Genomic DNA, 19,583 nt, shown 5'->3' with positions numbered 1-19,583 from the left:
AAAGAATTAAAAATGTCCGTTTAAATAACTACTTAACTGCTTTTACAACCACAGCCGTGCCCATACCGCCGCCTACACAAAGTGAAGCAACACCGTACTGACCGTCTTGTTTGTGAAGTTCGTGTACTAGCGTAACCAGAATGCGGTTACCCGATGCACCGAGTGGGTGGCCCAATGCGATAGCACCACCATTAAAGTTGGCTTTATCTTGAATTGAGCTCACTGGTACCTGGTTGGTTTCTGCCAGTTTATGAATCACACCTAGTGCTTGCGCAGCAAAGGCTTCATTCAGTTCATAAACATCAATGTCGCTGGTTTGCAGCTCGGCTTTTTGCAGCGCCTTGTTGACTGATTCCACAGGACCAAGACCCATAACCTTAGGATCCAAACCTGATTGAGCGTAGCTCACCACTTCAGCAATTGGCGTCAAGCCGTGCGCTTGAACCGCGCTTTCTGATGCTAAAATGATGGCACTTGCACCGTCGTTAATGCCTGACGCATTGCCTGCAGTTACCGTACCTTCACGGTCAAACGCAGGGCGTAGCTTGCTTAAACCTTCTAATGTCGCGTTCGCTTTTGGGTATTCATCCGTATCAAATACGACGGTTTCGCGACGTTGCTTGACTTCTACAGGAACAATTTCGTCTTTGAATTTGCCTGCTTCAATCGCTGCCACCGCTTTTTGTTGGCTTGAGAGTGCATATTCGTCTTGTTGTTGACGCGATAAACCCACTTCCTTAGCCACATTTTCTGCCGTTACGCCCATGTGGTATTGGTTGTAAACGTCCGTCAAACCGTCAGCAATAAGGAGATCTTTCAACTCCATGTTGCCCATTTTGTTACCGTCGCGCACAACGCTTGGCACGATGAATGGGATTTGCGACATTACCTCAACGCCCGCTGCTACAACGACTTCTGCATCGCCACTGCGAATATGAGAAACGCCATCCATGACGGTTTTCATACCACTGCCGCAAACCATGTTGACGCCATATGCGGGTACTGACTCTGGAATACCAGCAAACAATGCTGCTTGGCGCCCAACACCCATGCCTTGGCCCGCAGCAATCACGTTACCAACGATCACTTCATCAACCTTATCGGCAGAAAGTGATGCGGCCTCAAGCGCGCCTTTAATCGCGACCGCAGCAAGATTACCTGCTGAGGTATTTTTTAGACTTCCACCAAATGCGCCAATTGGGGTACGTTTCGCAGCAACAATAAATACTTTTTCCATCATCAATACTCCTTAGTGCATGTATAGGCCGCCATTCACCGACAATGTTTCGCCGGTGATGTACGCGCCTGCATCACTTACTAAAAAGCTCACTGATGCAGCAATTTCTTCTGGCGTCGCCAGACGCTTCATTGGAATTTGACTCGTGATCGACTCAAGCACTTCTGGTTTCATCTGTTCAACCATTGGAGTGCCTGTGTATCCTGGAGCAATAACATTTACTGTGACGCCTGAGCGTGCGCCCTCGTAGGCTAATGCTTTGGAGAATCCAATCATGCCAGCTTTTGCTGCCGAGTAGTTTGCTTGCCCAAACTGCCCTTTCAGACCATTCACAGAAGAGATATTGATGATGCGACCACCACCTTTTTCACACATGGCTGCGAAAAGTGGCTGAGTCACATTGAACAAGCTATTTAGGTTGGTATTGATCACGTCGTTCCAAGCTTGAGCAGTCATCTTTTTGAACACGCCATCACGTGTGATACCTGCATTGTTGATAACAACGTCTATTGTCCCTTCTTCCTCAAGGATAAGTGCCAATTTCTCAGCACATTGCGCTGCGTTAGTTACATCCAATTCAAAAAGGCGTACCTGATCTTTCGTAAACCCTTTTTCATTAAACCATTCCAAAGCACATTTATAATTACCGGTATAATAAGTAGCTATTACTCGATAACCATCATTCACTAATTGAGAGCAAATAGCAGAACCAATTCCGCCTTTTGATCCAGTGATCAAAGCGACTTTCTTCATTGAAGACTCCATTCTTAACGGCATTAAAAAAGCGAATTAAGACACCGGCGAAATGTATCGCCAACTGACGTGTTAATTTATTCTTGTGGCAACAAATCCTCTGCTGCCTTTTATTTTAAGTTAACCCAGAAATATTACATTTCAAATAAAAAACTCATTCATTTGCATAAGATTGATTTAGATCTCACTCGCAATGAAATGTTATAAAAACGTTAACTTAATATAACCTCATATTTTAAAAGAAAAAACCTTAACTACAATGTCATTATTAAATTTAAAAAATACTGCTTATTCAGTAAGTTGCACGCATTTTTATGTGCATTACATTGACTAAGAGTTTAAGATCATCCTTCTTCAATCAAGTAATAAATTGCGATTAAATCATTGGAGCAATACTTCTAACCGACTTACTAATAAATATGAAATATATCATTTGGTTAGCATTTTATTGAGTGTTTAATTTATTAAAACAAACGTCAATTGGTGATAAATTTGTTTATTGGAAAAATATTAAATATCAAGTAAACATTCTTTTAATCTTAATTCCAATCAGCCACGTTTATTTATAAATGTCATTCTTTGGTGCAATGTCGCACTAATATGTCGCATGCATTTAATTACTATTTAAGTTTTATTAAATAATTGAATGTTAACTCTATACTGGCGCGTTCAAGATTGTTTAGAGGTGGCATCTCTTCTCCTTTTGCACTATCTTTGTGGCCTAGTTGTTTACTTATACAATCATCAATATTCATGAATACAGCCTTGTTAACCATGTTCATCCCCACCTTCTTTTTTGTCTCTATTACGCCTGGGATGTGTATGACGCTTGCTCTAACACTAGGGATGAGTGTCGGATATCGACGAACCCTATGGATGATGGCAGGCGAATTAGTTGGTGTTGCTCTCGTTTCTGTCGCAGCAGTACTCGGTATCGCAGCCATTATGCTTAACTACCCTTGGTTATTTACCGCACTTAAATTGATTGGTGGTGGTTACCTACTTTATTTAGGGGTTGAGATGTGGCGCTCACGAGGCAAACTTGCCATTAATGTTGATAGCATTGATGTTCCTACTAGCGGTAACTGGGATTTGGTTTTGCAAGGCTTTGTCACCGCAATTGCAAACCCGAAAGGCTGGGCGTTCATGATTTCACTTTTGCCGCCTTTTATTGATCAAACTGCGGCTCTTGCTCCTCAGCTCATCGTGCTTGTTTCTATTATTTTGATGTTCGAGTTCATTTGTATGTCTCTTTACGCAACGGGTGGTAAAGGATTGAAGCGATTGCTACGTCAATCCAAAAATGTACGCTTAATGAACCGAATCGCTGGCACTTTGATGATGGGAGTGGGTATTTGGCTCTTAATGAGTTAGAAAAAGCAGTATTGATGAAACAGGTCTAGTGATGAAAAACAAGTTATGAAGAACATTTTAAGCAGGCTCAAACAATCCTTTGGTGAGGTGTTGGATTTTCAAGCCCGAGTGTGGGTAGTGAACGTCTATGCTGGCGAACATAAAGGTGAGTCTTACGTGGTCAATGAGGACAGCTTTTCTGAACCGTTACAATGGATGAAAAAGAAGGGCTATAAAGGACCAATGCTCACCAAAGTCGAGTCAATGAAGCGATCTCAGATCATCGAATTTGATTTAGGTTCAGTCAAGCATCGACTAATGCGCGTGAAGTAGCGTCCGATTCTATTTCTTTTCCCTTTTCCCTTTTCCCTTTTCCCTTTTCCCTTTTCCCAGATAAAAAAGCGCCACTCAAATTGAGTGGCGCAAGCACTTTTACCTTACACACCAAGTATTATGGTGCAGTGTCGATCTCTACTGGTAGGTAGTGTTTTGGTTCTAGCTTCAACCATTCAGGAAGCACCGTACCAATCGAGATGGATGACCACGTACCTGAAAGTACGCCAATAAACATCGCTGTTGAGAAGCCAGCCAGAGCCGAGCCGCCCATAATCCACAACGCCCCAACAGTGATCAGAGTCGTACCTGATGTCACCATTGTACGAGAGAATGTCGCCAATACCGCTTCGTCGTTGATTTGCTCTGTTTTCCAGTTTTGCTTAGCCACCAGCAATTCACGAATTCGGTCTGCGATGATGATCGAGTCATTGAGCGAGTAACCAAGAATCGCCAGAATCGCTGCAAACACCGTTAGGTTGAACTCCATTTGTGTAATCGCAAAGAAGCCTAGTACCAAGATAACGTCGTGTGCTAATGCGAATAGAGAACCACTCGCCAGACGCCATTCAAAGCGGAAACACAAGTAACCAAGAATCGTTAGTACCGATACTAATAGTGCCAAACCACCTTGATCGAATAGGTCTTGACCCACTTGCGCACCAACGATGCTGTTACTCACTACATCCACTTGGTGTGAAATAGGCTTAAGCACATCAGCGACGCTCGGCAGTGTTTGACCTTCTGCAGGTGCAGAGTAGCGAATCACCCAACGGCCATCTTCACCCGAGCGTGTTACTGATGTTGATTCACCAAGCTTTGGTTGAAGTGCGTTAAGCAGATCGTGGTTAGTCAGTTGTTTATCGACTTTCACTTCAGTAACCATACCGCCAGTGAAGTCTAGACCTAGGTTAAGCCCTTTCATTCCAAGAGCAACCAGAGCAATAATCGTTAGAATTACCGATACTACAGTCGTGAAGTAACGAATCTTGCGGATATTTTGTTTTAGCATTTCGACCATGATTAAACCCTCACATCACGACGGCCATCGCGGCCCCAAATTAAATTGATCATTGCACGAGAAGCGAATACGCCGGTAAACATACTGGTCATCAGACCCAAGCCTAGCGTTAGCGCAAAGCCTTGGATTGGACCGTTACCAATCGCGTATAGAATCACAGCAGTGATCATGGTGGTGATGTTGGCATCAAGGATAGTTGCGAACGCACTGTCGAAGCCTAGGTCGATCGCTTGAGCGAAACTGCGACCTTCACGCATTTTATCTTTGATACGTTCGAAGATGATTACGTTGGTATCTACCGCCATACCGACAGTCAGAACCAAACCGGCAATACCAGGAAGCGTTAGCACGGCACCAGGAAGCAGTGCGATTAGACCAAGCAAGCAAAGCATGTTTGCACACAAAGCCACGTTCGCAACCCAACCAAGACGGCGGTACCAAAGAGCCATGAACGTCAGAGTTAGACCCATACCAAGTGCAAGAGCAGCAAAACCGTTTTGGATGTTTTCTGCACCTAGAGAAGCACCGATTGTGCGTTCTTCAACAATGGTTACTGGCGCTGTTAGAGAACCCGCACGTAGAAGCAATGCAAGTTGCTGTGCTTCATCCATGCTGCCCGCACCTGTGATGCGGAATTGGCTACCAAGTTGAGACTGGATAGTTGCAACACTGATGACGCGCTCGCTACGCTCTGTCATACCACGTTCGTCAGTTTTGTACTCGCGGTATACGGTCGCCATTGGTTTGCCGATGTGTGTTGCAGAGAAGTCACTCATCTTCTTACCACCCGCGTGGTCTAGAGAGATGTTTACTTCAGACATGCCCATTTTATCGACGCCCGCACGCGCGTTTACGATGTGCTCACCCGTTAGTACTGGACGCTTAGTTAGGATTACTGTACGGCCATCGTTGTCTTTCAGAACGAGATCTTGGCTACTACGAGCTTGACCCGCGTCTTTTACTTCGTAGAACGCAAGACTTGCTGTTGCACCGATAACGTTTTTCGCTTGAGCAGGGTCTTGAACACCAGGAAGCTCAATACGAATGCTCTCTTTACCTTGGCGTTGAACCAACGCTTCAGTAATACCCAACTCTTCGATACGGCCACGCATAATCTTCAAGTTTTGTTGAAGTGTCGTGGTTTGGAATTCTTGGATATTTTGTTCACTTGGTTGAAGTTCAAAACCACGGTCTGAACTTGTCATTGTCCAGCCTGGGTAGTTCTGACGAATGAACTGGCTCGCCGCTTTTAGACCTGCTTCGTTTTCACTGTTTACTGCGATGTGGTTGTGCGCTTCTGCACGAACTTGAACGCCACGAACACGTTCTTCACGAAGGCTTGCTTTGATTTCGTCAACGAGTGCGTCACGTTGTTCTTCGAAGGCTTTGTTCACATCTACATTCAGTAGGAACTGCACACCACCGCGAAGGTCAAGACCAAGTTTGATAGGGCTAAAGCCCATTTCGTTCAGCCACTCAGGTGCAACAGAAACGTAAGAGAACGTAATGTTGTCATCTTTGTCTAGTTGTTCGTTAAGCAATGCACGTGCTTTACTTTGTGCGTCTTCACCATCAAAAACGATGGTAGTTTTGCCGTCTTTCTCAATGATTTTAGACGCAGGAATGTGGTGTGTTTTCAGCAATTGGTCTAACTGAACCACAGACATTGCGCTGTTGTCTTGGTCAGCAAACGTCACCTGAATAGAAGGCTGCTCACCAAACCAAGTTGGAATGGCACTTAAGGTTAAAATGATAATAGTCGTGATAAGTACGACGTATTTCCATGCTGAGTAATGATTCAGCACTTTTCTGGTTTTTTGTGGTTTTGGTGTTTTCTTCATGTAAACATCATCCCTTCACTAAACAGTGAAGTTTTCAATAATTGGATTCAAGACACGACAAAACGCTCACCTGACTAAAATGCAGGTACAGAATGCCCAGAGCTTCAATCGCTCTGTCGAAGAGTTGCCGTGTTAAGAACGCACAAGATGTGCAGAGTGATGGTGCTTACGCAGAAAACTGACTATTGAGGGCGACGTACATGGCATTGGTTTCTTTCCAGCCGGAAAGACGATGGTCGCTAACGAAGTGATTAAATACGGATTGGTTTTGACGCCAGTTGATGTCCATTAGGCTATAAGCGTAGCCAGCATCAGCGTAGAAAGGTGCATTTAAATCGCCAATGAAATCAATGTGTTCATCGTCGATATTCTCACGCAGATGCGATGTCCAGCGCTGAGAATTAAAGATGGCCAGTGAATCTTGAAGCGCATGCCCTTCAGAAACTGGAGACTGCGTGCTTTCTTCAGTCAGTTCAGAGAAATCAACCGGAGAGTTCGACGCAGAGCTGCTCGCCGTAAATGGCTGCAGTTTAGAAAAGTGAGGCAAATAGGACTTTTGTTCTGTTTGTGCAGCCGACGCCTGCATTGGCGACAAAGCCATTGCAAGAAGCAACAAAAACAGTTTTCTAACGTAAATCCAAGGCATGGTAGCTCACTTAAAACAAAACGAGCCGAGTTCTTCAACTCAGCTCGGAGATAGTATTCCTATTGCTTATACTTAACAACTAAAAAGTTATAAATCTCTGTTTTCAATCGTGGAAAGCAATGGCCACAAGGGTTGAGGCTATATTCATCGATAAAATATTTCGCCTTTATCCACATCTAGGTAGATTTTATTTTCTTGTTCCAGCCCGCCACAATAGATGAAATACACGTTACGCTTCTTATAGGTAACTGAGCGAACCCAACCACCGAGTTCTTCGAAATCACTAGGGTCACAGGTTTCATCATCAAGCAATTGCTGCGTTTTGTTGCGGAACATATCCAAATGCGTTTTTAAATCGTCGGATTTTTGCAGGTAGCCATCCAAGATTTCCAAACGCTCTTGCTCTTTGATAACGGGCTCTGCATCAGACAGCCCTTTTGAATCCACCCACTCAGCGGTTTCTTCCCCACCCTCTTCATACACGATGTAATCTGATAGACGGAACCAACCATCGGCTTTTTCAAGCACAGAGACTTTCTCACCTTTGTAGAGTGTATCAACGATTAAGGCTCGTTGCTCCGGCTTGTTGTACACGTTAATGCGTCGCTCGGTCACGTAGTATTCGGTGATTTCCGGTGCCGGAGCTTCGAGATCCATGATCGGCTTTGGCTTTTCTTCTGGCTCGCTTGATTGCTCAGGCTCTGGCTTTTGCTCAACCACTGGCTCGTCTTTTGGCATAAAGAAAAAGTAGTACCCAGCACCTGCTCCGCCTAACAGAAGCAAAATGACCAATGCTATCAGGGCTTTCTTCATGTTCGATTCCTTTTTCGTTCCTTACGCAGTAGACGCCAATACACAAACTATACTGATAAAAGATGCATAACTGATGTGAAAGCTAATAACGTGAAAACAGTTAACGTAAAAACAATCATGACCAAATGGACATTGGTTTGGTTACTACTACCATTTTCTGCTTTTGCGGGCCTTAAATGTGACCACGCTTCGTGGAATGACAATCTTACCCAATTCAACCGTTTAGAGTCCAACTACAATCAGTATGTTGAGACATTCAATGTACTCCTAACTGAACACAAGCAAAGACAATTACTTTCACAAACCTTTTCATTACATGAGCTAGCCCTGTTGTGGCGTGCACAAAACAACCAACGAGCTTTTCAAGATCAACTTAAAGCATCTATTCAGTATCACGAAGAACTGACCAATAAGGCGAAAGCGTTAGCAAAGCTTAGTAAAGAGTCGATATGGATGGCCAACGGCTGGGAGAAACTCGCAGAGAAGTGTGAAATTTCGGATGAAAAAGCGAATCAGATTACCGCCGAATGGTATCAAGTTAACGCCTCTCAGCTTGCCAAAGACTATACGCAACTGGAGACACAATATCTTGGATTAGCACGACTATACGTTCAAGAAGCCAACGTGCTCCGATTCGCTCAAAATAGCCCCCAATAATTCTGTTCATATTGGGACTGTTCCCCTCTTTAAAATTGAGCAATTAATAGACAAGCAGGTTGGATTATAGAGATATACGTCACAATAACGCTTTACTTGCGACCAGTTTTTGGGTAATTTACCCATTAACAAAATTTAATATAAAGTCACATTTGGCTGGAGATGATGCTAAACCAATGGTTATCAGTCGTTTAAGTAACAGGGATTGTCCTAATGCTACCAGAGCCAAGTTTTTGTCAGTAGTTAGGCACGTTAAAGAGTTTGGTTCAATCAGTGATTTGGACCTTTGTAAAATCTTTGGAGAAACAATTTGGAGCGATGGGAGGGAATACCATTCAGCCGCGTTCTCATTCAAGGTTGATAGACACACAGGCAACTGTGAGATCTCAAAATACAAATACCAATAAGGCTTATAAAAATACGCAAACGGAGGCAGGAAACTGGCTCCGTTTTTTATTGCGTGCTATTTGCTCAGCTTAGGCATCACCACTGTGAAATCATGGTCGGAATATCCCTCAATGAGATAACTCCTTTCACTCAGCAATTTGCAGTAACGCAACACGCCCTCTTTATTATGAGATTCTAGTAATCTCATGCTCGGTAGTTTGGCCTCATCCAGAAGATTAAACGCGCACGCGATGTTCGCTGCATGATACATCTTCTCTATCATCTCTACTGTATGATTCGGGTTTGCGGACTGGTAATTCAGTGAGCCCGAAGCAATCACGTAGTCCGACTTTGGCAACACTAACTTCGAAAAGTCACCACGAATAAAATCAGTCTTTGTCCGGAAACTGCGCTTGCGAGACTCAGCAACAAACTGTTTTTGCTGATCGATACCAACATAAAGGCTTGGGCTGCTGCCCTTTTGTTCGATGAAAGATAATAAGTCTCCATAACCACAACCAATATCGAGAACGCTTTTACCATCTAACTCTAGATCTCGGCATAGAGCTTCAAAGCGCGTGATTTGGCTAAAAGTATCTTGCCAACCGAGTGTTCTCGCTTTGTCGTCACCAAACTGCTTGTGTCTTTTGCGGTGATAGTGTGCGATGCGTAATCTATCGAGCCACTTCATAATGCCTTATTACCTTTGTATGGGTTACCTGTGAATCGCCGTATTTAAGAGTAAATTGGCAGGTTACCATTGCCCTTCACTTGGCGGATGGCCAGATGCGTATGGATATCTTTGACGTTTTCAAGTCGTTGTAGTTTACGCGTGAAAGCTTCGTACCCGGTGAGATCTTTGCTCACGACCTCTAACAAGTAGTCATAAGCGCCAGAGACTACATGGCATGAAATCACCTCTTCCATATCGCTAATCGCTTGCTCAAAATAATCAATAGAGGTCGCTTGATGGTTGTTTAGACTGACTTCTACGAACACCGTCATCGCAATCCCGGCTTGTTCGCGAGAAATCATTGCACGGTAACCACTGATCACGCCCTCTTGTTCTAAGCGTTTTATTCTTCGCGCGCAAGGCGAAGCAGAAAGCCCTACCTTATCCGCGAGCTCGCTTGTCGTCATTGTGGCGTCTTGTTGGATCAAGTCCAATAACAGTCGATCGATTTTATCCATTACGCCTTCCTTGCCAAATTTCACCAAATAACATTCATTCAAAGATGAAAATCGCTAAGTTCTAATTATATTCGGTCATATTTTGCCACCATTGAGCGTCACTTTCATTCGATAATTAACACATTATTTACAAACGCACGGAGCGCCTTATGGCACTTGGATACGCCGCAATCATCACAACGTTATTTCTTTGGTCGGGCTTTTTTCTCTCACTACGCGGGGGCGCGATATCAAACCTTCAACCCGCCGACATTGCGTTAGCACGCTTTCTTATCCCTGCCATTGTGCTACTTCCATTCGTACTAAAGTCTATAGATAACATCCGTGCTGTACCGAGCAAATACTTGCTGGTTCTCGTTGTGGGCAGCGGCCTGCCTTATCTCCTTGTCGCTGGTACAGCAATGCACTTTGCGCCCGTCTCTCATGGCAGCGCACTTATCCCTGGCACTTTGCCACTATTTGTCTCTGCGATCGCAGTAGTGTGTTATCAACAACCGTTAAGCCAACATCGCATTATTGGCTTATCCGCAGTTTTACTCGGTATCCTGATCTTCTTGCTATCTAACGTTGGTGCAGAATACAACTGGCTACAATTAAAAGGACATCTTCTGTTTTTGGTTGGCAGTTTGATGTGGGCAGGCTTCACCATCAGCGCGCGCGTCGCCAATTTGAGTGCGTATGTTTGTGCTGGGTTTGTTTCGCTGATTTCATTTGCACTACTGATCATCGCGGTTGGTTTTGGCTGGCTTGATAGCTACCTTGCAACAACGCCTGTCAATCAATGGCCTTGGAATGAGTTGTTTGGTCACTTGATGTTACAAGGCATAGGAGCAGGCTTGTTGGCGTCGTTCACCTTCCTTTACGCGGTCAGAACCATAGGTGCAGAAGCCAGTGCGGCATTTGGGTCACTCACGCCCGTATTAGCAACGTTATTAGCGATTCCTGTCTTTAACGAACAACCTGATACGCTCACTTGGTGTGCGCTGTTGTTCGTTACCTGCGGAAGCATCGTCGCAAGCAATGTGCTGATGAAACAAGATCCTAGCCAAAATTATCAGCCTCCCGTTCACAGATAAGAATAAAACTGCATAACTTTTCATGTCGCCTATTGAAAGCAAAAACGGCGATTTGATAACCTGTCTGGATAATAAATTAAAACATCAGATGTTATGCCATCTACTCATACTAAAGATGAACTGAATAAATTCCTAAAAACAGGGATGCGACTCTCAATTAACTTTGAGTTTGGTCAGGACGAAAAGTACATTTACGCTGCGACCTATCTGGGGCTGAAAGAAAACGCTTATATCATCCTCGATATACCGACTCGCTTATTGGAAGAACAAGCACTTAGAAAACTCAACAATGTCGACGTTGTTATTCGTGGTGTATCGGACACCGATCTTGGGCATGTTGTCGCTTTCAAAACTAGCGTGTTGACGAACTTAGTTCGTCCTTCGCCATTGCTGTTTATTCGAATCCCTGCAACGTTTGCAACTAAACCAGTACGAGAACATGAACGTTATAAGTTGCAACTAGATTGCGCGATCGACCACATGAGCAATAAATACGACGGCTGTTTGGTCGACTTCTCGCTTTCTGGATGTGGTATATCCACTCTGATTGAACCAGAGTTTGCGGTCGGGGATAGAATCACGATTGAGTCCCCTCTAAGTAGCTACATTGATGAAGACAACTGTTGCTCTATCGCCAATATTAAGAAACTACAAAAAGGCTGGATTATTGGGGTTAAGTTTGCAGAGCCTCTCGATATGACGGAAGCGCTCAAGAATGAACTGCTAGAGCAATCTTTTTCGGCCAGCACTATTTAAGACTTGGCAAACAACCAGATACAAAAAGGGAGCATTTCGCTCCCTTTCTCTTTTTCATTATGTCCTTTCAAGCAAGAACCGCTGCTTAAAATCGACAAACGCCTCATGCAATGCGTTTTCTTTTATCGGCTTAAGTAAGACGTAGTTCGCGCCTGCTGCCATAAACGCATCGCTGGTTTCCTTCGCGGTATCCGCTGTACATGCGTAAATCGGTGTACCTAAACGTAAGTTCCGACGAATCTCATCTGTTGTTTCGATACCACCAAGGTGCGGCAACTGATTATCCATCAATATGAGGTCATAGGTATTATCAGCAAGAAACTCCATCGCTTCCAAACCATCTTTCGCCCAATCCACCTGCATCTTGTACTTCTTACAGAAAGCCTGAAGAATAAACGCATTGGTGTGGTTGTCTTCCACCAGTAGCACTTTCAAACTCTCATCAAACAATAGCTCTGGCTTAACACGTTGGCTGACCTCTAAAGGCCTCAATACGCGTTCACGGTCCTTCACTGGGAGCGTCACAACAAACGTGGTCCCCACCCCCTTGCTACTGCGAACTTGAACGTCACCTTCTAGCATGTCGACAAGGTTCTTCACGATGGTCAAACCTAAACCGCTTCCTCCATACTCTCGCGTGGTCGTTGCCTCTTCCTGCACAAAAGGTTCAAACATTTGGTCTAGTTTGTCGGATTCAATACCGATACCCGTGTCGGTGATTTCCACTACCAAAACACTGTTATCCGCACCGTAGAACTGTTCCAGCTCGGCATTCAAGCGAATCGAGCCTGAAGGGGTGAACTTAACGGCGTTGCTCACCAAGTTAAACAGGATTTGGTTGAGGCGAACTTGGTCAGTGAAGATCTCAACATTCGGATCAAGTTTGTTCTCGATAACCAATTCGACCCCTTTGTTCGCACAGATTGGGCGGTAGATGTTCTCCAACGTACGCATCGTGTCCGTGAACGAGAATGGGTGTTTCTGAATATTGAATTTACCCTGCTCTATCTTCGAGAAATCAAGAATGTCGTTCAATACCGCCAACAGATGTTCGCCACTGTGACAAAGTACGTCGATTTGATTCTTCTGCTCTTCCGTTTCTACCGAATCTTTAAGCAGCTGAGCAACACCAAGAATGCCGTTGATAGGTGTGCGGATTTCATGGCTCATCTTGGCAAGGAAATCGGCTCGTGCTTGCGCTGATTTCTCCGCTTCTCGACGAGCAATATTACTCTGCTTCTCAGCTTCGATAAGCGTTGTGATGTCTTGGCCTTGTACGATGATGCCGCTGATATCACCATCAACACGAATTGGTGACAAGTTCCAACGGTAGATCTTGTTACCGATAGGCACGTTAACGCCCGTCAATGTCGCGCCTTGTGCGGCCATCTTGAGGTGTGGCGTCAGCTTGTCTTTAAAACCTTGGAATACCGGATGCATAGTTTCATGGTCGTCTTCAATCACCAACTCTTTGCGCGCTGCCGGGTTCATTTGAATCAAGACGCTTTCTTCAGACCAAACCATGATTGGCGATAGCGCAAAATTAAACAGGTCTCGGAATGACTTCTTCTGCGCCTCTAGTTCCTCAAAAGTACTTTCAAGAGTAGAGCCAATATGATCGAACTCTTCGATATCCGAACCATCAAAGCGCTCAAAGCCCTTTTCCTCACGCGCGGAACGAGTGTAGGACATCAGAGACTCCAACTGCGCCGCTACCTTACTCTCGATCCATTCTTTAGTGAGCAACGCAATCATGATCATACCGATGATAGAGGCTAACATTGCTAGGATATGTTGAATCTGCAACGTAACAACGCTTTGGTTATCCTGCACAGTAAGCAAGCATAACTCCGTCGTCACGGCATTCACTTCTATTGGAGTTTGAATCACTAGAAGTTTGTCGAGCCTTCTTTCTGAACCTTTGCGCTGCAAGATATCCGCAACATTGTATGGCTCGTCACCAATTAAAGAGTTAGCTAAAGGGACGTTATTCGCCACAAGGACCACATTGTCGACATTACTTTCGCTTTTTAGCTTCTCCATCAAAGCGAAGTTGTTATCAAGCACTACAACATTAAAAGAGAAGCCAAGCACCTCACCTGTCGCAGGATCCAACACTGGCACGCGACGCGTCAGCATATGTCTAGAACCAATAGAGGTCATCACATTAATGTAATACCAGTTATTACTAAAGGTGACGCGGTTCGCCAAACTGTCGAGGATAAGATCATTCACACCATAGAAATGTGCATTACCATCATCCCAAATGATACTCTTATGATCGGTCAGAAAGCGAAACTCTGGCGTGTGCGATGGGTCACTTTGATCGATACTGAGAAAGAAAAAGTTAAGTGCATCAGTGTCGCGATTGGTGTAAAAGTCACGAATCACTTCACTTTTTGAGTTGCTGTCATGATGTATTTGAATCGCCGCAAAGTGACTATCAAATATATTGTGGATCAATGCAGAGGTTTGTTGCTTCGTTCTGTCGACTTCTTGCCAAATGATCTGTTTAGAGAAGTAATAGCTCTGAATAAAAATCCCTAGAATGATCGGAGCAAGAACAAGAATGATGATCTTTGTTATGAGCGTCGCCAGTGAGCGACGCTTCTTTATGTTTGATCGAGTTATTGTCATCAATTATCTGAATATCTAAATGCACGCTTCTTCAGCGTTTCGATTCTTTCCGGTGAATCCGCCTTTGTGACAATTTCAAAGTCACCGGAGTATACGGTTGGCACTGGCTTTCCTTCCAAGTCCCACTTGATGGCTTCTGCCATGGCAATGCCAGTATCGTCATTCATACGCATGACAGTAATGTCTAAGTCGCCTTTTTGAATAGCGTCTAGCTCAGCAGAGCCTCCACCCCATCCATTAACCATAATGTCGTCACGACCCAACTCAGCCAATGCATCGACAGCGCCTAAGGCCACATCGGTCGAACACGCATAAATAAAATCAACGTCTGGGTGTTTCGCTAAACTCGCTTTCGCGGCCTCATAGCCTGATTGCTTGGTTGCTTTCGTGTAGTACGCTGATTGTAGCTCAAAGTTATTGTCACGGTTGACTTGGTGAATGAAAGTGTCACCTCTTACGTCGCTAATGTACCCTTCAGAAAAGTAAAGCACACTGTAATATGTGTGTTTTGGGAAGAACTTTCCGAATTCTGTTGCCAATTCACGACTGCCTTCTGCGTGGTCAAATCCGACATATAAAAACGGTTGATGTTTGTCCCACTCACGGACTGGTGTAGTAATATTTTGCAAGATCAATTTGGTGTTCGTTGAGTCCAAAACGTGCTCAACAAATTTACGGTGTCTTGTCGTATCAAGCGTGAAAATCAAGTAATCCGATTTGCTCTTGAGCGCCTCCATTAATGACAAGCTCTGTTGCTTAATATCGGCATTTGGTCGTGTAAATACTTGGTTGATTTGATAGTTGATATTCAACTTGTCTAATCGTTTTTCAAATGCAGCGATGTTTCTTACCCAGTAATCGGACACTTGCTGCCCTGGATAAACAACCGATATTTTGAGTGGACGCTTTTTGGCTATGGAAAGCGGAACAGGACGCTCTCGAACAGCTTCCGCCAACGCATTGGTCAGTTTTCTCTGCTCAGGAAATTCATCTAAGAACTCTTGATATGCCCAGTACCCATTCAACACTTGAGTGGCGTGGGTAACTGGTGAAAAACTCACCATAGAAATTAAGGAAAATAGTAACGCTTTATTCATTTGTTGCTCATTTAGTTTTTTATGGAGCATGGAGCTGCTCTATTTTATTACCTAGCCGAGTCATCCTTTACCCTATTAATTTCATCTTCCATAAATTGTCCGTTTCTATATAAATATTTTTGATATAAAGCCGAGCGGACATCGGCGTATTATGTGGTACAAGCGCCCGAAATGATACCCACAAACGCCAAAAATAAACCGCCATTTGAAGGCGGTTTATTTTTTGACATAATTAGGTATTAACTTAGAGGACAAACGTTGAACTAGCTGCACAATTTTGCATTTTTTGACCGATTGAGGGTTGTACTTGCTAGATTTAACTAAAACGCCTATCAAGCAACTGGATGATCTCTTAGCGTTGTTATTTACGCGTTTGAAACGCAATCAATTGGTCTTCACTTACCTGAATATCTGCGCTTTTTTGCACTAACAACTCTTTCTTCGTCTTGGTCAGCTGCTTGATGAAGTATTCAACCTTCATTGCCATGCTTTTGTTATCAAAAGAACAGGACCACTCTAACGTTAGCGGCCCCTTTCCTTTTAAGGCTTTTGCGCCTTTCCCACTCTCGTGCTGCTTGAAGCGTCGCTCAACGTTATTCGTCACACCGCAATACAGCGCATTGCGGTTATTACGAATCAGGTAAACGCTCCAATTCTGCTCGGCAGTCTCACTCATGAAAGTAGAGATTCAACCTGCTCTTTTAGCGCTGCAAGCTCTTCACGAAGTTCCGCGACTTCTTGTTCTAATTGAGCAATACGCTCAGCGCCCGCAGAAGAAGGTGCCGCGCTAGCTACTGCCAACTCGCTCACATCTACTTCACCGCAGAATAGGTGCATGTAGCGTGATTCACGTTTGCCAGCTTCACGAGGAAGTTTAACCACAAGTGGACCTTTCTCCTCACTTGCTAAATGCTCAAGTACGTTTTCGACTTCTTTTACATCATTGAAAGTAGCCAGACGGTTAGTACGAGTGCGGATTTCACCTGGAGTTTGCGCGCCACGAAGCAACATGCAGCATACGATGCCCTTTTCTTGTTCCGTTAGTTGTAGGTCGCCAAACTCAGTATTGCAGAATCGATGTTGGTATTTGCTTACGCGGCTGTTAAAACCACTTTCATCGCTGACTAGACGGCGCTCAATCAGCGCATCAACCGCATCCAGTACATCGGCTTCGGATAGCGACATTACTGGTTCGCGGTTACTCTTTTGGTTACATGCGTTAGTCAGCGCGTTAAGGCTTAGAGGGTATTGGTCGGGGGTGGTCACTTCTTTTTCGATTAAGCAGCCAATTACTCGTGCTTCAATTGCCGTTAGCTCAACTTTCATAATGCATTTCCTTATTATTGTTGCATTTGAATTTGGGTATCAGGCTAAAGCATAGCGCATGGACCTGACACCCTTTGCGAATCGGGTTAGGTCTTAATGCTCTGAGAGAATCGACACCTTGGTCATTTTTCCATTCTCATCAATCATCATTATCTTCGAACGATTGAGTTCGACTTCAGTGATTTCAAGTTGCGTTCTCGCCGCAACATAGGATGCTTTGAGCTTGGCCGCCAGAGAGTCGTTTTGGGTTTCGACATCTTGGGTTTCAACTTGCTCCGCAATAGTCCCAGAGTTCATTTCGAGCTTCATATTTTTGTATTGAATGACGCTGATAATATAGCGAAGGCATCACCATGACAACGAGTCCCTGCGTTCAAGTGAGCAACATTCACGCTTTTAATGCGCGATTGTTAATACCACATCAAAATTGGTGGATAAATGTTCAACCCTGCCGCGCGTTTGATCTAAAGACTGTTATGCCACGAGATGTTGTGCTTTAATCGAGTCAGATATTCACAAATTAGGAAAGGGAACCATGAGTAGCGTATTTGAAATCGTGAACCAAGCTCGTCGTAAAAACAAACTAAAACGTGAGCTGCTTGATAACGAGAAAAAAGTTCGTGACAACCGTAAACGTGTAGACCTACTAGAAAACCTACTAGACTACATCAAGCCAGAAATGACTCACGACGAGATCGTTGCAATCATCAAAAACATGAAAGCTGACTACGAAGACCGCGTTGACGATCACATCATCAAGAGTGCAGAAATCTCTAAAGCACGCCGTGACATCAGCCGTCGTATCCGTGAGCTAACAGAAGAAGACAAGCAAACTAGCGGTAAAAAATAAGCCGACTTAGTTGCCATATTCAACCCCGAGCAAGCGCGCCTTGCTCGGGGTTTCTTTTTGTCTCTTTGTTGTACAGTGTGTACAATAAACACAATTTCCGTTCCAAAAACACCCATATTTTGTATGTCTTCTATTTCTTCTAATGCCCAACCGACGTTAGCGAAACAACTCTTTACGATGACTTGGCCAATGCTGTTTGGCGTTCTGTCATTGATGAGTTTCCAATTGGTTGATAGTGCGTTCATTGGCCAACTTGGTGTCCTTCCCCTTGCAGCACAAGGTTTCACTCTCCCACTTCAAATGGTGGTGATTGGTATTCAAGTTGGCTTAGGCATCGCGACCACAGCGGTCATCTCAAAAGCACTCGGCGCCAACAATGCTCGCTATGCTAAGCAGCTAGGAGGCCTAGTGCTCATGATTGGCTCTGTTGGTGTTGCGGTCTTTGGTCTGCTTATTTGGATGCTGCGCTACCCTATCCTCTCTATATTGAGCGCCCCAGATTCAGTTATGCCCATCATCGATAGCTATTGGCCTTGGTGGCTATTAAGTTCATGGGTAGGTGCAGTACTGTATTTCTACTACAGTATCTGCCGAGCCAATGGCAACACCATGCTGCCTGGCACCATGATGATGGTCACCAGTGGTGTGAACTTAGTGCTCGACCCACTGTTTATCTTCACTTTCGATCTCGGTATCAACGGTGCCGCTATTGCGACAGTGATTGCTTTTGGTTTTGGTATTTTAGTAGTGGCTCCTCGCGTTCAGAGGAATCATTGGGCTAGCTTCGAATGGCACGATTTGAATGTGGTTAAGAGCGTTACATCCATCGGCAATATCATGGGACCAGCGATGATCAGCCAACTGTTGCCACCACTTTCTTCGATGTTGGCAACTAAGCTACTTGCTGGATTTGGTACCGCAGCCGTCGCTTCTTGGGCTTTGGGATCTCGCTACGAATTCTTTGCCATCGTTTCGGTATTGGCATTAACCATGTCTATGCCGCCAATGGTGGGCCGATTACTGGGTGCGAAAAACTACGCTGACATTCAATCGCTGATTTCTATCGCGGTGAAATTTGTTCTTAGCTTCCAGCTTCTAATCGCCATCATCACCTTTGTCGCTGCTGATCCACTTGCTCTGCTTATGACCAGTGATGCTGAAGTAACTAGCGTGCTTGAAATGCATTTGATGATTGTGCCTATCAGCTTAGGTTCGCTGGGTGTGTGTATGTTGATGGTGTCGATCTGCAATGCTTTAGGTAAATCATACACCGCGTTAACAATTTCAGCATTGCGTCTGTTCTTGTTTTTCCTTCCTTGCCTATGGATCGGTGCACAAATGGGTGGAATCAAAGGCCTACTTATCGGGGCGTGTCTCGGTAACATAATGGCTGGTATTGCCGCTTATATTACGTATCGCAAAACCATTCATAAGCTTGCATCCGCTTAAAAACAATTTAAGAATATCGCACAAAACAAAGCCCTCATAACGACTGTCTCTTATACACAAATCCCCAAGCTTGTAGCTTGGGGATTTTTTTTGAACTCTTTAACGTGTGTGCGATCTGATCACTTACTATTCCTCACTGAAACACTAAGATGACATATTC

At 44.4% G+C, this 19,583-nt stretch carries 20 protein-coding genes; 7 read left to right on the top strand and 13 right to left on the bottom strand.

Annotated features, from left to right (window positions below; translation table 11 throughout):
• Positions 1 to 28: 28 nt before the first annotated feature.
• Positions 29 to 1,237: an acetyl-CoA C-acetyltransferase gene (locus tag QTO06_RS13435; protein ID WP_331408520.1), complete on the bottom strand. Its 1,209-nt coding sequence runs from the start codon at positions 1,235 to 1,237 to the stop codon at positions 29 to 31.
• 12 nt (positions 1,238 to 1,249) lie between these two features.
• On the bottom strand, positions 1,250 to 1,990 hold the full coding sequence (locus QTO06_RS13430; protein WP_331408459.1) for an SDR family oxidoreductase: 741 nt from the start codon (positions 1,988 to 1,990) through the stop codon (positions 1,250 to 1,252).
• Positions 1,991 to 2,743: 753 nt separating this feature from the next.
• Here QTO06_RS13430 and QTO06_RS13425 point away from each other — a divergent pair.
• Positions 2,744 to 3,364, top strand: a complete 621-nt coding sequence (locus QTO06_RS13425; protein ID WP_331408458.1) for a LysE family translocator — start codon at positions 2,744 to 2,746, stop codon at positions 3,362 to 3,364.
• A gap of 45 nt (positions 3,365 to 3,409) precedes the next feature.
• Positions 3,410 to 3,676 carry a hypothetical protein gene (locus QTO06_RS13420; RefSeq protein ID WP_009696224.1) on the top strand — a complete coding sequence of 89 codons (267 nt, stop codon included), beginning with the start codon at positions 3,410 to 3,412 and terminating at the stop codon, positions 3,674 to 3,676.
• Positions 3,677 to 3,794: 118 nt separating this feature from the next.
• Here the strand turns inward: QTO06_RS13420 and secF are convergent, their stop codons facing one another.
• The 4 genes from secF to QTO06_RS13400 all read right to left on the bottom strand — a co-directional run bounded on the left by secF (position 3,795) and on the right by QTO06_RS13400 (position 7,997).
• On the bottom strand, positions 3,795 to 4,697 hold the full coding sequence (gene secF, locus QTO06_RS13415) for a protein translocase subunit SecF (RefSeq protein ID WP_009704757.1): 903 nt from the start codon (positions 4,695 to 4,697) through the stop codon (positions 3,795 to 3,797).
• A gap of 2 nt (positions 4,698 to 4,699) precedes the next feature.
• A complete protein-coding gene (secD, locus tag QTO06_RS13410) occupies positions 4,700 to 6,538 on the bottom strand; it encodes a protein translocase subunit SecD (protein ID WP_331408456.1) in 1,839 nt (612 codons plus the stop codon).
• Positions 6,539 to 6,704: 166 nt separating this feature from the next.
• Entirely contained in the window at positions 6,705 to 7,184 is a 480-nt protein-coding gene (locus tag QTO06_RS13405; RefSeq protein ID WP_331408455.1) for a hypothetical protein, read from the bottom strand.
• Positions 7,185 to 7,328: 144 nt separating this feature from the next.
• A complete protein-coding gene (locus QTO06_RS13400; protein WP_331408454.1) occupies positions 7,329 to 7,997 on the bottom strand; it encodes an SH3 domain-containing protein in 669 nt (222 codons plus the stop codon).
• Positions 7,998 to 8,114: 117 nt separating this feature from the next.
• On the opposite strand from QTO06_RS13400, the gene QTO06_RS13395 reads away from it, so the two are divergent.
• Positions 8,115 to 8,654 carry an ATPase gene (locus QTO06_RS13395; protein WP_331408453.1) on the top strand — a complete coding sequence of 180 codons (540 nt, stop codon included), beginning with the start codon at positions 8,115 to 8,117 and terminating at the stop codon, positions 8,652 to 8,654.
• 463 nt (positions 8,655 to 9,117) lie between these two features.
• Here the strand turns inward: QTO06_RS13395 and QTO06_RS13385 are convergent, their stop codons facing one another.
• Both QTO06_RS13385 and QTO06_RS13380 read right to left on the bottom strand, forming a co-directional pair.
• Positions 9,118 to 9,732: a class I SAM-dependent methyltransferase gene (locus QTO06_RS13385; RefSeq protein ID WP_331408451.1), complete on the bottom strand. Its 615-nt coding sequence runs from the start codon at positions 9,730 to 9,732 to the stop codon at positions 9,118 to 9,120.
• A gap of 44 nt (positions 9,733 to 9,776) precedes the next feature.
• Positions 9,777 to 10,232 carry an Lrp/AsnC family transcriptional regulator gene (locus QTO06_RS13380; RefSeq protein WP_331408449.1) on the bottom strand — a complete coding sequence of 152 codons (456 nt, stop codon included), beginning with the start codon at positions 10,230 to 10,232 and terminating at the stop codon, positions 9,777 to 9,779.
• 149 nt (positions 10,233 to 10,381) lie between these two features.
• On the opposite strand from QTO06_RS13380, the gene QTO06_RS13375 reads away from it, so the two are divergent.
• Positions 10,382 to 11,308, top strand: a complete 927-nt coding sequence (locus tag QTO06_RS13375) for a DMT family transporter (RefSeq protein WP_331408447.1) — start codon at positions 10,382 to 10,384, stop codon at positions 11,306 to 11,308.
• Positions 11,309 to 11,401: 93 nt separating this feature from the next.
• On the top strand, positions 11,402 to 12,064 hold the full coding sequence (locus QTO06_RS13370) for a PilZ domain-containing protein (protein ID WP_331408446.1): 663 nt from the start codon (positions 11,402 to 11,404) through the stop codon (positions 12,062 to 12,064).
• A 57-nt stretch (positions 12,065 to 12,121) separates the two neighbouring features.
• Here QTO06_RS13370 and luxQ read toward each other — a convergent pair whose 3' ends face one another.
• From luxQ to QTO06_RS13345, 5 genes are all read right to left on the bottom strand, one after another.
• The gene (gene luxQ / locus QTO06_RS13365; RefSeq protein ID WP_331408444.1) at positions 12,122 to 14,701 is read right to left on the bottom strand and encodes a quorum-sensing autoinducer 2 sensor kinase/phosphatase LuxQ; all 2,580 of its coding nucleotides are present in this window, start codon (positions 14,699 to 14,701) and stop codon (positions 12,122 to 12,124) included.
• Positions 14,701 to 15,798, bottom strand: a complete 1,098-nt coding sequence (locus QTO06_RS13360) for an autoinducer 2-binding periplasmic protein LuxP (RefSeq protein ID WP_331408442.1) — start codon at positions 15,796 to 15,798, stop codon at positions 14,701 to 14,703. The genes luxQ and QTO06_RS13360 overlap by 1 nt, the downstream gene beginning before the upstream one ends.
• A gap of 361 nt (positions 15,799 to 16,159) precedes the next feature.
• Positions 16,160 to 16,474: a GIY-YIG nuclease family protein gene (locus QTO06_RS13355; RefSeq protein WP_331408441.1), complete on the bottom strand. Its 315-nt coding sequence runs from the start codon at positions 16,472 to 16,474 to the stop codon at positions 16,160 to 16,162.
• Positions 16,471 to 17,124 (bottom strand): YceH family protein, encoded by a 654-nt coding sequence (locus tag QTO06_RS13350; RefSeq protein WP_331408440.1) that lies wholly within the window; start codon positions 17,122 to 17,124, stop codon positions 16,471 to 16,473. The genes QTO06_RS13355 and QTO06_RS13350 overlap by 4 nt, the downstream gene beginning before the upstream one ends.
• Before the next feature lie 93 nt (positions 17,125 to 17,217).
• Positions 17,218 to 17,421, bottom strand: coding sequence for a hypothetical protein (locus QTO06_RS13345; RefSeq protein ID WP_331408439.1), 204 nt, complete (start codon positions 17,419 to 17,421; stop codon positions 17,218 to 17,220).
• A gap of 238 nt (positions 17,422 to 17,659) precedes the next feature.
• On the opposite strand from QTO06_RS13345, the gene QTO06_RS13340 reads away from it, so the two are divergent.
• Complete coding sequence (locus QTO06_RS13340; RefSeq protein ID WP_005373603.1) at positions 17,660 to 17,974, top strand: DUF496 family protein; 315 nt, start codon at positions 17,660 to 17,662, stop codon at positions 17,972 to 17,974.
• Positions 17,975 to 18,097: 123 nt separating this feature from the next.
• Positions 18,098 to 19,423 (top strand): MATE family efflux transporter, encoded by a 1,326-nt coding sequence (locus tag QTO06_RS13335; RefSeq protein ID WP_331408437.1) that lies wholly within the window; start codon positions 18,098 to 18,100, stop codon positions 19,421 to 19,423.
• Positions 19,424 to 19,583: the final 160 nt, after the last annotated feature.

The organism is Vibrio sp. M260121, from assembly GCF_036533715.1.
In the GTDB taxonomy this organism is placed as follows: domain Bacteria; phylum Pseudomonadota; class Gammaproteobacteria; order Enterobacterales; family Vibrionaceae; genus Vibrio.
This window is presented reverse-complemented; position numbering and strand designations above follow the sequence as displayed.